Here is a 13,604-nt window from a genome sequence, read left to right on the forward strand (position 1 = left end):
ATGTCTGCATCCCTCGCATTCGTTTTCCCGGGGCAAGGCTCCCAGTCGCTCGGCATGCTGGCCGAGCTGGGTGCGCAGTACCCCTTGGTCATGGACACCTTCAAGGAGGCGTCCGACGCCTTGGGCTATGACCTCTGGGCGCTGGTTCAACAGGGCCCGGTCGAAAGCCTCAACCAGACCGACAAGACGCAACCCGCCATTCTTGCCGCTTCCATCGCGCTTTGGCGCCTGTGGTTGGCCGAGGGCGGCGAGCGTCCGGCCTATGTCGCCGGCCACAGCCTGGGCGAATACAGTGCGCTGGTGGCCGCAGGCTGCCTGTCCCTGGCCGATGCGGTCAAGCTGGTGGAGCGTCGCGGCCAGTTGATGCAGGAAGCGGTTCCCGCCGGGCAGGGGGCCATGGCGGCCATTCTTGGCCTGGAAGACGCCGATGTGCTGGCAGCCTGCGCCGAAGCGGCCCAGGGCGACGTGGTCAGCGCGGTCAATTTCAACTCTCCGGGCCAGGTGGTGATTGCCGGTTCGGCGCAAGCCGTTGCCCGTGCCATCGAACTGTGCAAGGCCAAGGGCGCCAAGCGCGCCATGCCGTTGCCGGTCAGCGTGCCGTCGCACTGTGCCTTGATGAAACCGGCTGCCGAGCGTTTCGCCGAGTCGGTCAATGCCATCGACTGGCAGTCGCCGCAAATTCCGGTCGTGCAGAATGTCAGCGCCGCCGTGCCGGCCGATCTCGACACCCTCAAGCGCGACCTGCTCGAGCAGTTGTACAAGCCAGTACGTTGGGTTGAAACCGTGCAGTACCTGGCTGCCCAAGGTGCGCCGCGTCTGGTCGAGTGCGGGCCGGGCAAGGTCCTGGCCGGCCTCAACAAGCGCTGCGCCGAGGGCGTGAGCACCGACAACCTGAACACCCCCGAAGCCTTCGCCGCCACCCGCGCGGCGCAAGCCTGATCAAGGAGAACTTGCATGAGCCTGCAAGGTAAAGTTGCACTGGTCACTGGCGCAAGCCGTGGCATTGGCCAGGCGATTGCCCTGGAACTGGGTCGCATGGGCGCCACCGTCATCGGCACTGCTACCTCCGAAAGCGGCGCCGCACGCATTGCTGCCACGCTCAAGGAGCACGGCATCGAAGGCACCGGCCTGGAGCTGAACGTGTGCAGTGACGAGTCGGTGGCTGCCACCCTGGCCAAGATCCAGGAGCAGTTCGGCGCCCCGGCGATTCTGGTCAACAACGCCGGCATCACCCGCGACAACCTGATGCTGCGCATGAAAGACGACGAATGGCACGATGTGGTCGATACCAACCTCAACAGCCTGTTCCGCCTGTCCAAGGCCGTATTGCGTGGCATGACCAAAGCGCGATGGGGCCGGATCATCAGCATTGGTTCGGTTGTAGGTGCAATGGGCAACGTCGGCCAAGTAAACTACGCCGCGGCCAAGGCCGGTCTCGAGGGTTTCAGTCGTGCCCTGGCACGTGAAGTCGGCTCGCGCGCAATCACCGTGAACTCGGTGGCGCCCGGTTTCATCGACACCGACATGACCCGCGAACTGCCCGAAGCACAGCGCGAAGCGCTGCAGGGCCAGATTCCGCTGGGTCGCCTGGGTCAGGCCGACGAAATCGCCAAAGTGGTCGGTTTTCTGGCTTCCGACGGTGCAGCCTACGTCACAGGGGCTACAATCCCGGTGAACGGCGGCATGTACATGTAAATGAAAATGTGACGGATTGCTTCAAAAAAATGTCTTACCCGGCATCCAAAATCCGTTATAAAGCTGCATCCGAATTCTAGGTGGCAGGCTTACGTGGGGTCGCAGTGACGCTTTCAGTTTGAAAAGCCGAGCTTCTTCTATAAACTTACGTACCGGCCAGCCGCCTGACATATGTCCATTAGGAGTGAAAACAAGGTATGAGCACCATCGAAGAACGCGTCAAGAAGATCGTCGCCGAGCAACTGGGCGTCAAAGCGGAGGAGGTCAACAACACTTCTTCCTTCGTTGAAGATCTGGGTGCCGATTCCCTGGACACCGTTGAGCTGGTGATGGCTCTGGAAGAGGAATTCGAAACCGAGATTCCTGACGAAGAAGCCGAGAAAATCACCACTGTTCAAGCTGCCATCGATTACGTCACCGCCCACCAGGCGTAACGTTTTGTAATCGCCGTTGCTTGTCATGGAAAACCGCACTGCCTTCGTTGGCGTGCGGTTTTTTCTTTAGACGGCCGCGCGGTGATGTTTCCAGAATAAGGAGAGTGCTGTGTCGCGTAGACGCGTCGTGGTCACAGGTATGGGCATGCTGTCACCGCTGGGCACCGACGTGCCGAGCAGCTGGCAGGGCATCCTGGCCGGCCGCAGTGGCATAGGTCCCATCGAACATACGGATCTGTCGGCCTATTCGACCCGTTTCGGCGGCTCGGTGAAGGGGTTCGATGTCGAGCAATACCTCTCGGTCAAGGAGGCACGCAAGCTCGACTTGTTCATTCAGTATGGCTTGGCCGCGGGTTTCCAGGCAGTACGCAACGCGGGCCTTGAAGTCACCGACGCCAATCGCGAGCGTATCGGCGTGGCCATGGGCTCGGGCATCGGTGGCCTGACCAATATCGAAGAAACCTGCCGCATCCTGCACGACAGCGGGCCACGGCGGATATCGCCGTTCTTCGTGCCTGGCTCCATCATCAACATGATTTCCGGTTTCCTGTCGATTCACCTCGGTGCGCAGGGGCCCAACTACGCAATCGCCACCGCCTGCACCACCGGCACCCATTGCATTGGCATGGCCGCGCGCAACATCGTCTATGGCGAGGCTGACGTGATGATCGCCGGCGGTGCGGAAATGGCCGCCTGCGGGCTGGGCATGGGCGGCTTCGGCGCGGCGCGTGCCTTGTCCACGCGCAATGACGAGCCGACCCGGGCCAGCCGTCCGTGGGACAGGGGCCGCGACGGTTTCGTCCTGTCCGATGGCGCAGGCGCGCTGGTGCTCGAAGAACTCGAGCACGCCCAGGCGCGTGGTGCGACCATCTATGCCGAGCTGATCGGTTTCGGCACCAGCGGCGATGCGTTCCACATGACTTCGCCGCCTGAAGATGGCGCCGGTGCGGCACGCTGCATGACCAATGCGCTGCGCGATGCCGGCATCACGCCCGACCAGGTGCAGTACATCAATGCTCATGGCACCTCGACCTCGGCGGGCGATCTGGCCGAAGTCAGCGCCATCAAGACCGTGTTCGGCGACCACGCGTACAAGCTGGCGGTAAGCTCGACCAAGTCGATGACCGGTCACCTGCTGGGTGCTGCCGGTGCCGTCGAAGCCATCTTCAGTGTGCTGGCCATCAACAGCCAGATGGCGCCGCCGACCATCAACCTGGACGAGCCGGACGAGGGCTGCGACCTGGACTTCGTGCCGCACACCGCGCGCAGCATGCCGATCGACGTGGTGCTGAGCAACTCGTTCGGTTTCGGTGGAACCAACGGTTCCCTGGTGTTCCGGCGCTTTCCCGGTTGATGCAGGCCTGGCTCGACGGGCAGCCAGGCGATGCGCTGGGCCTGAAGAGTCGGGGCCTGGCCTACGGTGATGGTGTGTTCGAAACCATTGCCGTACGCAATGGCCAGGCGGTGCTGCTGGACCGTCACCTGACGCGCGTTGCGCTGGGCTGCCAGCGTCTGGCGATCGTGGCCGAACTGGCGGTGTTGCGCGACGAGGTCGTGCGCTATGCGGCGGCACTGGGTCAGGGCGTGCTCAAGTTGATCGTCACTCGCGGTGACAGTGCGCGCGGTTATGCCGCTGATCCGCAGGCCGCGGCGCGGCGCATTCTGCAAGGTTCTCCCAGCCCTGCCTATCCGCAGACGCACCGCGCGCAGGGTGTGGAACTCTACCCGTGCAGCACGCGGCTCGCCGAGCAACCCTTGCTGGCCGGACTCAAGCACCTCAATCGCCTGGAGCAGGTACTGGCCCGCGCCGAATGGAGCGACCCGGCTTTTGCCGAAGGTTTGATGCTGGACGTGTCCGGGCGCCTCGTCGAAGGGGTCTACAGCAATCTGTTCCTGGTGGTCGACGGGGTGTTGCACACGCCCGCGCTGCATCGCTGCGGCGTGGCCGGAGTGATGCGCGCCGAACTGCTGGAGCAAGCCGCGACGCTGGGTCTGCAGGTGTCCGTGGGTGACCTGTGGCCAGCGGACCTGGCACGGGCCGACGAAGTATTCGTCTGCAACAGTGTCTACGGCGTGTGGCCGGTGCGCGCTTTCACGTCGCTGAGGTGGTCGCCGGGACCGCTCACCCGTAAACTGCAAGGCATTGCCCACGCGCTATTGGATGCCTGATTTGTGAAGCGTAAATTTCTGCTGTTGCTGGAAACGCTCATCGTTGTTGCCGCACTGGCGACGGGCGTGGCGGCCTGGAAAGTCGACAGTGCCTTGAACCAGCCGCTGGCCGTGGCTCAAGAACAGCTGCTCGACGTGCCCAACCGCGCAACCCCCGGCGGCACGATCCTGCGCATGCAGGCGGCGGGCACCCTGCGCGATGCATTCTGGTTGCGCCTGTACTGGCGCTTCAACCGTGCCGGACAGCCTCTGCACACCGGCGAATACCGCATGACGCCCGGCATGACCGTCAACGACCTGTTCAACGTCTGGCAGCGCGGCGAGGTGGTGCAGTACAGCCTGACCCTGGTCGAAGGCTGGAATTTCCGTCAGGTGCGCGCGGCACTGGCGCGTCAGGACAAGCTCGAGCAGACCCTGGGCGGGCTCAGCGACAGTGAGGTCATGGCGCGCATCGGCCACCCCAAGGCGTTCCCCGAAGGTCGATTCTTCCCTGACACCTACAAGTACGTGCGTGGCATGAGCGATGTCGAGCTGCTGCAGCAGGCCTACGCCCGTCTTGAAGAAGTGCTGGCCAGCGAATGGAGCGAGCGCGCCGCCAGCGCGCCCTACAGCGAGCCTTACCAGGCGCTGATCATGGCCTCGCTGGTGGAAAAGGAAACCGGTGTGCCCCAGGAGCGCGGCGAGATCGCCGGGGTCTTCGTACGTCGTCTCAAGACGGGCATGTTGTTGCAGACCGACCCGACCGTCATCTATGGCATGGGCGAGCGCTACAACGGCAAGCTGACCCGCGCCGACCTGCGCGAGCCGACGGCCTACAACACCTACATGATCGCCGGAATGCCGCCCACGCCCATTGCCATGGTGGGCCGCGAGGCGATTCATGCGGCGCTCAACCCGGTCCTCGGCAGCAGCCTGTATTTCGTCGCGCGCGGCGACGGCAGCCATGTCTTTTCCGACGATCTGGATGCCCACAACAACGCCGTGCGCGAGTACCAACTCAAACGCCGCGCCGATTATCGCTCGAGCCCCGCGCCTGCCGCGGCGCCGACAGAGACCGGTACGCGCGAGCCACAAGAGAAGCCGGACGCCGTCGAGGCACCTGCTCCATGACTTTGCAAGGACACCCTGTGACCGGTTTATTCATCACTCTGGAAGGGCCGGAAGGCGCGGGCAAGAGTACCAATCGCGAGTACCTGGCCGAGCGTCTGCGCGCCAGCGGACTGGACGTGGTGCTGACCCGCGAGCCGGGCGGCACGCCCCTGGCCGAACGTATCCGCGAACTGCTGCTGGCACCCAGCGATGAAACCATGTGCGTGGATACCGAACTGCTGCTGATGTTCGCCGCGCGCGCGCAACACCTGGCCCAGGTGATTCGCCCGGCGCTGGCGCGTGGCGCGGTGGTGTTGTGCGATCGGTTCACCGATGCCACCTACGCCTATCAGGGCGGCGGCCGTGGGTTGTCCCAGGAACGCATCGCCCAGCTCGAAACCTTCGTCCAGGGCACGTTGCGCCCGGACCTGACGCTGGTGTTCGACCTGCCCGTGGAAGTCGGCTTGGCGCGGGCCAGCGCGCGGGGTCGCCTCGATCGTTTCGAACAGGAAGGCCGGGCGTTCTTCGAGGCCGTGCGTGGCGCCTACCTGGCGCGCGCCGCTGCAGCGCCTGCGCGCTATCGGGTGGTCGATGCCGGGCAGAGCCTGGCGCAGGTCCAGCAGGCGCTGGATGCGTTGCTGCCCGAGCTGCGAGGTTTGCCGCGTGGCTGACGCCTACCCCTGGCAGGATGACCTCTGGCAGAAGCTGGCCGGGCGCACTCAGCATGCTCACGCCTACCTGCTGCACGGGCCGCAGGGCATCGGCAAGCGTGCCCTGGCCGAGCGCCTGATGGCACTGTTGCTGTGCCAGCGTCCGGCCGCGCAGCACGCCTGTGGGGCCTGCAAGTCGTGTCTGTTGCTGCAGGCCGGCAGCCATCCGGACAATTTCATCCTCGAACCTGAGGAAGCGGACAAGGCGATCAAGGTCGACCAGGTGCGCGAGTTGGTCGCCTTCGTGGTGCAGACCGCGCAAATGGGCGGGCGCAAGGTCGTGCTGATCGAGCCTGCCGAAGCGATGAACGTCAATGCGGCCAACGCATTGTTGAAAAGTCTCGAGGAGCCTTCGGGCAATACCGTCTTGCTGTTGGTCAGCCATCAGCCCAGTCGACTGCTGCCTACGGTCAAGAGCCGTTGCGTGCAGCAGGCGTGCCCGTTGCCTACTCAGGCCGTCAGCCTGCAGTGGCTGGCCACGGCGCTGCCGGAAGTGGACGGGGCTGCGCGCACCGATCTGCTCGCATTGGCCGCAGGCTCGCCGCTGGCAGCGGTGAGGTTGCAGGCTGCCGGTATCGTCGAGCAGCGGGCGCTGGTGGTCGAAGGGGTGAAGAAGCTGCTGAAAGGGCAGCAGACGCCCAGCCAGTTGGCCGAAGCCTGGAGCGCGGTGCCATTGCTGCTGCTGTTCGACTGGTTCTGTGAGTGGTCGAACCTGTTGCTGCGCTATCGCCTGACGACGGACGAGCAGGGGCTGGGCTTGAGCGACATGCGCAAGGTGCTGCAATATCTGGCTGACAAGAGTACCCAGAGCAAGGTGCTGGCCATTCAGGATTGGGTGTTGATGCAGCGCCAGAAAGTGCTGGCCAAGGCCAACCTGAACCGGGTATTGCTCATCGAGGCGCTGCTGGTGTCCTGGATGGCCTTGCCGGGGCAGACGTGATGGGTGCATTGTGATCGAACGCTGCCGATGTTGGTTGCGGTTTGTCTGATGTACCGTGGTGATACCGGACGCGGCTCGCGCCGCTGCTACAGGGATGCGCCGGTTGTAGCAGCGGCGCAAGCCGCGTCGACGGCGGACGTGGTTGGGTCGGTGCGACGCGGTGACGCCGGATGCGGCGGACGCGGTTTGACTGCTGCGAAAATTCACTATCAGTAACGGAGCACGAATGAATCAACCCGTCAGTCCCGGACCGCGCAACGGTATTCTGTCCCTGACCATCAAGGACAAAGCCGTCCTGTACGCGGCTTACATGCCGTTCATCAAAAACGGCGGCTTGTTCATTCCGACCAGCAAGAGCTACAAGCTGGGCGATGAGCTGTTCATGCTGCTCAACCTGATGGATGAGCCGGAGAAGATTCCCGTGGCCGGTCGCGTCGCCTGGATCACCCCCAAGGGCGCCCAGGGTAACCGCGCTGCGGGCGTGGGCGTGCAGTTCAACGACGGCGACAATACTGCGCGCAACAAGATCGAAACCTATCTGGCCGGCGCCCTGAAGTCCGACCGTCCCACTCACACGATGTAGTCCCCATACCCCCATGCTCGTAGATTCCCACTGTCACCTCGACCGCCTCGACCTTGCCGAACACGACGGCTGCCTGGACACCGCCTTGGAGGCCGCGCGTACCTGCGGTGTAGGGCATTTCCTGTGCATCGGCGTCAGCGCCGAGAACGCCGCCACGGTCAAGGCCCTGGCCGGCCGCTACGACGACGTCGATTGCTCGGTCGGCATTCATCCCCTCGACCTCGCTCCCGGCAAGCCGCCCGCGCTGGACTGGCTGATGGCCGAGCTCGACGCGCCATGCGTGGTGGCGATCGGTGAAACCGGCCTGGACTACCACTACGAACCCGAGGCAGCGCAGCTGCAGCAGGAGTCGTTTCGACTGCACCTGCAGGCGGCCAATCTGACCGGTAAGCCGGTGATCGTGCATACCCGCGGCGCGCGCGCCGATACCCTGGATTTGTTGCGCGAGGCGCAATTGCCCCAGGCCGGCGTGCTGCATTGCTTCACCGAAGACTGGGCGATGGCCAAGGCCGCCCTCGACCTGGGGTTCTACATTTCGCTGTCGGGCATCGTGACCTTCCGCAATGCCGATGCCCTGCGTGAAGTTGCGCGGCAGGTGCCGGCCGATCGCTTGCTGGTCGAAACCGACTCGCCCTATCTGGCACCCATTCCCTACCGTGGCAAGTCCAATCTGCCGCAGTACGTCCGCGAAGTGGCACAGTGCATCGCCACGGTCCGCGGCGAGACATTCGACAGCCTGGCCGAGCGCACCACCGACAATTTCTGCCGGCTGTTCCCCCTGGCGCGTGTTCGTCGCCAGGCTTGAGCCTGCGCGGGCAAAAAAAACCCGGGCTCTGGGGGGAGAATCCCGGGTCAAGACCATTAGGAGTCACAACAGGCGCGTGGTCCATCGACGCCTTGCCGCCGCATCACTTGGGGGAGTATGGCGCGACGACAGTTCAAGTATTGTCGAATGGGTCAGGGGCGCCAGTGCCTTGCAGGGTTTTCTTAAACGTATTTGGAATACGCCCGCCGCTGCTCAGTACAGATTGCAGGGGTGCGTGGCATATGCGCCATAAAGCCAGAGATTTGGGATGATCCGTGCATTTTGACCTCATACAGGCATAATGACTGCCTCCGCTTTCGATCCAGTCCTTCCTATGCAAAAAGAACCTCGTAAGGTCCGTGAATTTCGCCGCCGCGAGCAGGAAATCCTCGACACCGCACTGGCGCTGTTTCTCGAGCAAGGCGAAGACAGCGTTACAGTCGAGCTGATTGCCGACACCGTGGGTATCGGCAAAGGCACCATCTACAAACACTTCAAGTCCAAGGCCGAGATCTACCTGCGCCTGATGCTCGACTACGAGCGCGACCTGAACGCTCTGCTGCATTCGGCCGACATCGATCGAGACAAGGAAGCCCTGTCCCGCGCCTACTTCGAGTTCCGCATGCGCGATCCGCAGCGCTATCGGCTGTTCGACCGGCTTGAAGAGAAGGTGGTCAAAGGCAACCAGGTGCCCGAGCTCGTCGAGCAGCTGCACACGATCCGCGCGTCGAATTTCGAACGCCTGACGTTCCTCATCGAGGGGCGAATCAGCGAGGGCAAGCTGGAAGACGTTCCGCCGTACTTCCACTATTGCGCTGCCTGGGCGCTGGTACATGGCGCGGTGGCGCTGTACCACTCGCCGTTCTGGAGCAACGTACTGGAAGATCAGGAAGGCTTTTTCCAGTTCCTCATGGACATCGGCGTGCGCATGGGCAACAAGCGCAAACGCGATCCGGAAATACCCGGCCCCAAAGAAGCCTGACCCCCGAGCCATCCCGAGCCCTGCAAACTGGCGCAGAAGCTGCATCATGTGGCTGATCGCCGGGATCTTGTCGCCGGCTCTGGAGGATGCATGCGTAACCTGGTCGTGCTGCTGGCGCTGTTGGCGTTGGGCGGTTGCATGAAGGTCAGTGATCTGGGCGAAGGCGCTCGCTATCACCTGAGCGATGCGGGTGTGTTGAATCACAGTGAAACTCGCCGGTTCAACAACTTGCGCGTGCAGCCTGACTCGTTCATCTATATTGGTCAGGGCGCGTTCGTGCCTCCCGGCGGCGCCTACCCGCGGCCCAACGTTGTGGCTGAACAGGCGTTCGAAGCGTTCGTCGAGTACTTTCCCCTGGTACGCCGCGCCCCGGCACCGCTGGGCCTGGAACAGGCCTTGGGCGAGGCGCGCAATGCCGGCGCGCATTACCTGCTCTACACCCGTTTTGCACGCGCCGACGACCGCATCGGCAATGCTGACGAATGGGCCGACCAGGAAGCTCTGGACCGGCTCGGCGTCGACAGCAGCGTGATTCAGATCATGCTCATCGAAACCAGCACCCGCTATCTCATCGACACCGCGACCATCCGCAGCCGTGGCGGGCTGTTGACGATGCGCGACAACAAACCGGAAGATTTGCTTGGCCCACCCCTTGAGGACTACGCTCGCAGCTTGTTGGGCGTAAGCCGCTGAGGAGACGAGCATGACGGGCAAGGCCGACGATTTGCTGGCGCACATTCCCACTGCCAAGAAGGGCTTGCCGCCCGTGCACCTGTGGAATCCCGATTTCTGCGGGCACATCGACATGCGCATCGCCCGCGACGGTGCCTGGTTCTATCAGGGCACGCCGATCGGCCGACCGGCGATGGTCAAGTTGTTCGCCGGGATCCTGCGCCGCGATGGCGACGAGTACGTATTGGTGACGCCGGTGGAAAAAGTCGGCATCGTCGTCGATGACGCGCCGTTCGTGGCCATCGACATGCAGGTGTCGGGGGAAGGCGAGCAGCAGTCGCTGCGCTTCACCAGCAATGTCGAGGACTGCGTCGACGCCGACGCGCAGCACCCGCTGCGGGTCGACATCGACCCCTGTACCCAGGAGCCTTCACCCTATGTGCTGGTGCGCAACAACCTGGAAGCACGCATTCACCGCAACGTGTTCTATCGGCTGGTCGAGCTGGCCGTGGTGCGTGACGGTTGGCTGGGGGTGTGGAGTGGCGGGGTGTTCTTCCCGATAGGGCAGGATCCAGCGCAGTGATCAAGCCCCCGTTTCGAGTAACGGGGGCTCTCTTGCGTTTTCAGCGGCGAATTCACACGGTCATTTCTGCGGCGTCAACGTCAGTCGCTTGGTCCCGTAGGCCTTGTCGAAATGCTGCGGCTGCATCGGGAAGCTGACGTATTGACCCTTGAGCCACGCGTCGATGCCGTCGGTGTAGTTGGCACTGGCCGGATTACCCGACTGCCCGCTGCTGCTAAGGCCGATCATCGGCTCGGCCTGGGCGAAGTCGACGACGATGCGCAGCGCCGGTATCGACGCGGTGTCGAAGCTGTCGCCCCAGCGGTAGGGCGCAGCGTTCAAGGTGGTGTGATCGCCACCGGTGGCAACCGGGCCGCGTAGCACGGGTGCGCCGGCATCGGGCCCGCCCGTGTCGGTCCAGGTGGTGCGATGCAGACGCCCCCATTGCCAAGTGCTTCGATCACTGCCCAGCTGCGCCTCGCCGGCGCTGACTGCGGCGGCCAGGCTGCGCGCCAGGATGGCCGGCTTGTCTTCCTTCTGCGCGGTGCTCAGATCGTCCCAGAACGGGCTGTCGTCACGCCCCAGCAGATGATCGGCCTGGGCCGAGTAGGAAGACATGCCCTGGGCCACGAAGGCCTTCCAGCTGGCGCTGTCGAGCGGGCCCAGCTCGTCGAGGAAGGTCCGCTGCGCGCTTTGCTGCAGAAACAGCTCGTACAGCGCGGCATCGGCGGATTGCGCGGCAAGGCGGCCATCGAAGGCCATGAGGCGAGTGTAGGCTTCGCGGGCCTTGGTCCGCTCGCCCTCGGGCAGCGCATCGATGGCACTTTTCAGCGGTTGTGCCATGCCGGGCGCAAGAAACATCTTTTTCAGTTTGGCGGCGAAGGGGGTGATCTGATCGGACTGCATGGCAATCATGCTGCGTGTGTCGTGCTTGCCGGCACCGGCCAGCTCGGCCAGGCGCTCGCTGCGCTCCGGGTAGTACCAGGCGTTGGACAGCTGGATGCCATAGCCGGGCGGGACGATGCGCTGGTTGGCGGTACCCAGCCAACCCTGCGGCGGGTCCTGGTCGTAGGGGTGAAGCATGGGGTCGGCGAGGCCATCCCAGTCATGTCGACCGTCCCAGCCGGGCGAGGGCAGCATGCCTTTGCCTTCGAGACGGTTGGGAAAGCGGCCGGTGACCTGCCAGCCAATGCTGCTGGCATCGGCAAACAGCAGATTGGTCGCCACCGCGCGTATCTGCCGGCTGGCATCCGAAGCCTTCTCGACATTGCTGGCGCGCGACAGATCGAACAGCGCATCCAGGCTCTTGTCGTCGGTCAAGTCCGGCAGTTGCAGGGCCAAGCCGTAGCCGCCGCTTGCCGGCATGCCGCTGACGTCGTTGAGCAGCGGGCCGTGACCGGTTTCGTAGACCGCCTCGCGCAGCGGACGCTGCCCCTTGGCCAGGTAGGTCTCCTGACGCACGCGGGCCGGCTGCCACTTGCCGTTGGACTGATACAGCACGCGGCCGCCTTCGCTGCGGACCTTCTCCAGAAAAAGATCCTGATTGTCGCCCATCACTGCCGCCATGCCCCAGGCGACTTGACCATTGAAGCCGGCCAGCACGCCCGGCATACCGGCCAGGGCGACACCTGCCGCCTGAAAGCGCGGCGCGCGCAGCTGCACGAAGCTCCACGCCGACGGAATGCTGGTTGCCACATGAATATCGTTGGCGAACAGGCTTTTTCCGGCCCGCGTGCGTTGCGGGGCGATGGCCCAGTTGCTGGAGCTTGGCGCGCCAAGCCGCTCGAGTTCGCGATTCATCGTGGCCAGGCCCGCCAGGCTGGTCAGCGAGTTGCCCAGCGACACGCCCTTGAGCTTGTCGGCCTCGGTGAAAGGCAGGCTCTCATCCGGATAGACCGGCAGCAGCCAGGCCAGTCTGTCGGTGCCCACTTTCTGCGCCAGTACCAGCGAACCCAACTCTTCCTGCAGGTTGAGCGATTGGCTGAACGACCACAACGCGAACATCAGCGCCGAGTCTTCGGCCTTCCAGTATTCGGGGGTGTAGCCTGCCAATTGCGCGGGCAGCTTGCCGCGGTAGCGAAACAGGTAGGCGTTGACGCCCCGTGCATAGACATCGAAGAAACGCTTCAATCGGGGTGAGGCCGCGGCATACAACTGGTCGGCGTTCTTCTTGAGGTTGATCCTGCGCAGCAGGCGGTCGCCGTCCAGCGCTTCGACGCCGTCCAGTTCGGCCAGGCGTCCCTGGGCCAGCAGCCGCAGACGGATCATCTGGGTGATGCGGTCGCTGGCGGCCACGTAGCCTTGGGCAAACAGAGCATCGTGGAAGGTATTGCTTTCGATCAGCGGCATGCCCAGCCCGTTACGTCTGACCGAGACATTCTGCGCCAGGCCCTTGAGCGGCTGTACACCCACGCTTGGCGGCAGGTTTTGCTCGGCGGAGCCGCCCAGCCATTGTTGGCAGCCGGTCAGGGTGAGCATGCCGGTGACCACGGCGGCGCAGCCAAACGTGGGCGTGAAGAAGAAACGGGCGGGCGAGGCCATGGCGAAGCTCCTGCGGGGGCTGGCGTAAAAGGCGCTACGTTAGAGAGGGCGGGGGCGACGCGCAAGCGTCAGGCGGGGGATATTTTCTTCGTGCCCAAGCCGCTCGCGGACACAGCGCACAGCGGTGGGATTGGGGTCAAGGGAGGGGCTGCCAGCACGCAGCACCCTCGGGCATCGTTTCGGCTCAGGCGCCGTGGCACTTCTTGAATTTCTTGTCGCTGCCGCAGGGGCAGGGATCGTTGCGGCCTACATCTTTGAGTGCATTGCGCACCGGTTCCTGTGGGGCGTGGTTGCAGTGCGGGCCATGCACGTGACCGTGGTCGTGCTCATGAGCGTGATCGTGGTCATGGTTGCAGTCAGGGCCGTGCACGTGGGGTTGCTGGGACATCGAGAATACTCCGCAGTTGAAATTGGCCGGAATT

The 13,604-nt window shown here is 63.9% G+C and carries 15 protein-coding genes; 13 read left to right on the forward strand and 2 right to left on the reverse strand.

The genetic code is table 11. The features are described from left to right. The 13 genes from fabD to IFT76_RS08265 all read left to right on the forward strand — a co-directional run bounded on the left by fabD (position 1) and on the right by IFT76_RS08265 (position 10,662). The gene (fabD, locus tag IFT76_RS08205; RefSeq protein ID WP_192052824.1) at positions 1–939 is read left to right on the forward strand and encodes an ACP S-malonyltransferase; all 939 of its coding nucleotides are present in this window, start codon (positions 1–3) and stop codon (positions 937–939) included. Positions 940–954: 15 nt separating this feature from the next. Further along, entirely contained in the window at positions 955–1,695 is a 741-nt protein-coding gene (gene fabG / locus IFT76_RS08210) for a 3-oxoacyl-ACP reductase FabG (RefSeq protein WP_122476491.1), read from the forward strand. A gap of 197 nt (positions 1,696–1,892) precedes the next feature. Then, positions 1,893–2,129, forward strand: a complete 237-nt coding sequence (gene acpP / locus IFT76_RS08215; protein WP_043185221.1) for an acyl carrier protein — start codon at positions 1,893–1,895, stop codon at positions 2,127–2,129. 109 nt (positions 2,130–2,238) lie between these two features. Next, positions 2,239–3,483, forward strand: a complete 1,245-nt coding sequence (fabF, locus tag IFT76_RS08220; RefSeq protein WP_192057863.1) for a beta-ketoacyl-ACP synthase II — start codon at positions 2,239–2,241, stop codon at positions 3,481–3,483. Then, the gene (pabC, locus tag IFT76_RS08225; RefSeq protein WP_192057864.1) at positions 3,483–4,298 is read left to right on the forward strand and encodes an aminodeoxychorismate lyase; all 816 of its coding nucleotides are present in this window, start codon (positions 3,483–3,485) and stop codon (positions 4,296–4,298) included. Before fabF ends, pabC begins: the two co-directional genes overlap by 1 nt. Before the next feature lie 3 nt (positions 4,299–4,301). After that, on the forward strand, positions 4,302–5,408 hold the full coding sequence (gene mltG / locus IFT76_RS08230) for an endolytic transglycosylase MltG (RefSeq protein WP_192057865.1): 1,107 nt from the start codon (positions 4,302–4,304) through the stop codon (positions 5,406–5,408). 17 nt (positions 5,409–5,425) lie between these two features. Beyond that, positions 5,426–6,058: a dTMP kinase gene (tmk, locus tag IFT76_RS08235; protein WP_192057866.1), complete on the forward strand. Its 633-nt coding sequence runs from the start codon at positions 5,426–5,428 to the stop codon at positions 6,056–6,058. Continuing rightward, entirely contained in the window at positions 6,051–7,037 is a 987-nt protein-coding gene (locus tag IFT76_RS08240) for a DNA polymerase III subunit delta' (RefSeq protein ID WP_185794290.1), read from the forward strand. Before tmk ends, IFT76_RS08240 begins: the two co-directional genes overlap by 8 nt. Before the next feature lie 226 nt (positions 7,038–7,263). Next, positions 7,264–7,620: a PilZ domain-containing protein gene (locus IFT76_RS08245; RefSeq protein WP_043185228.1), complete on the forward strand. Its 357-nt coding sequence runs from the start codon at positions 7,264–7,266 to the stop codon at positions 7,618–7,620. Positions 7,621–7,633: 13 nt separating this feature from the next. Continuing rightward, positions 7,634–8,425: a TatD family hydrolase gene (locus IFT76_RS08250; protein WP_192057867.1), complete on the forward strand. Its 792-nt coding sequence runs from the start codon at positions 7,634–7,636 to the stop codon at positions 8,423–8,425. Between the two features lie 334 nt (positions 8,426–8,759). After that, positions 8,760–9,407, forward strand: coding sequence for a TetR/AcrR family transcriptional regulator (locus IFT76_RS08255; protein ID WP_192057868.1), 648 nt, complete (start codon positions 8,760–8,762; stop codon positions 9,405–9,407). 90 nt (positions 9,408–9,497) lie between these two features. Continuing rightward, positions 9,498–10,100, forward strand: coding sequence for a DUF4823 domain-containing protein (locus IFT76_RS08260; protein ID WP_122476479.1), 603 nt, complete (start codon positions 9,498–9,500; stop codon positions 10,098–10,100). A gap of 10 nt (positions 10,101–10,110) precedes the next feature. After that, the gene (locus IFT76_RS08265; protein WP_122476477.1) at positions 10,111–10,662 is read left to right on the forward strand and encodes a DUF1285 domain-containing protein; all 552 of its coding nucleotides are present in this window, start codon (positions 10,111–10,113) and stop codon (positions 10,660–10,662) included. 60 nt (positions 10,663–10,722) lie between these two features. Here the strand turns inward: IFT76_RS08265 and IFT76_RS08270 are convergent, their stop codons facing one another. Both IFT76_RS08270 and IFT76_RS08275 read right to left on the reverse strand, forming a co-directional pair. Further along, positions 10,723–13,182: a penicillin acylase family protein gene (locus tag IFT76_RS08270; RefSeq protein WP_192057869.1), complete on the reverse strand. Its 2,460-nt coding sequence runs from the start codon at positions 13,180–13,182 to the stop codon at positions 10,723–10,725. A 184-nt stretch (positions 13,183–13,366) separates the two neighbouring features. Beyond that, positions 13,367–13,570, reverse strand: coding sequence for an SEC-C metal-binding domain-containing protein (locus IFT76_RS08275; protein ID WP_192057870.1), 204 nt, complete (start codon positions 13,568–13,570; stop codon positions 13,367–13,369). Between the last annotated feature and the right edge of the window lie 34 nt (positions 13,571–13,604).

This window comes from Pseudomonas sp. CFBP 13727 (genome assembly GCF_014841915.1).
In the GTDB taxonomy this organism is placed as follows: Bacteria; Pseudomonadota; Gammaproteobacteria; order Pseudomonadales; family Pseudomonadaceae; genus Aquipseudomonas; species Aquipseudomonas baltica.

Excerpts from the sequence above, each read along its gene's own strand:
- fabD (WP_192052824.1), top strand. The coding sequence starts at position 1 with ATGTCTGCATCCCTCGCATTCGTTTTCCCGGGGCAAGGCTCCCAGTCG.
- fabG (WP_122476491.1), top strand. The coding sequence starts at position 955 with ATGAGCCTGCAAGGTAAAGTTGCACTGGTCACTGGCGCAAGCCGTGGC.
- acpP (WP_043185221.1), top strand. The coding sequence starts at position 1,893 with ATGAGCACCATCGAAGAACGCGTCAAGAAGATCGTCGCCGAGCAACTG.
- pabC (WP_192057864.1), top strand. The coding sequence starts at position 3,483 with ATGCAGGCCTGGCTCGACGGGCAGCCAGGCGATGCGCTGGGCCTGAAG.
- IFT76_RS08245 (WP_043185228.1), top strand. The coding sequence starts at position 7,264 with ATGAATCAACCCGTCAGTCCCGGACCGCGCAACGGTATTCTGTCCCTG.
- IFT76_RS08250 (WP_192057867.1), top strand. The coding sequence starts at position 7,634 with ATGCTCGTAGATTCCCACTGTCACCTCGACCGCCTCGACCTTGCCGAA.
- IFT76_RS08255 (WP_192057868.1), top strand. The coding sequence starts at position 8,760 with ATGCAAAAAGAACCTCGTAAGGTCCGTGAATTTCGCCGCCGCGAGCAG.
- IFT76_RS08260 (WP_122476479.1), top strand. The coding sequence starts at position 9,498 with ATGCGTAACCTGGTCGTGCTGCTGGCGCTGTTGGCGTTGGGCGGTTGC.
- IFT76_RS08265 (WP_122476477.1), top strand. The coding sequence starts at position 10,111 with ATGACGGGCAAGGCCGACGATTTGCTGGCGCACATTCCCACTGCCAAG.
- IFT76_RS08270 (WP_192057869.1), bottom strand. The coding sequence starts at position 13,182 with ATGGCCTCGCCCGCCCGTTTCTTCTTCACGCCCACGTTTGGCTGCGCC.
- IFT76_RS08275 (WP_192057870.1), bottom strand. The coding sequence starts at position 13,570 with ATGTCCCAGCAACCCCACGTGCACGGCCCTGACTGCAACCATGACCAC.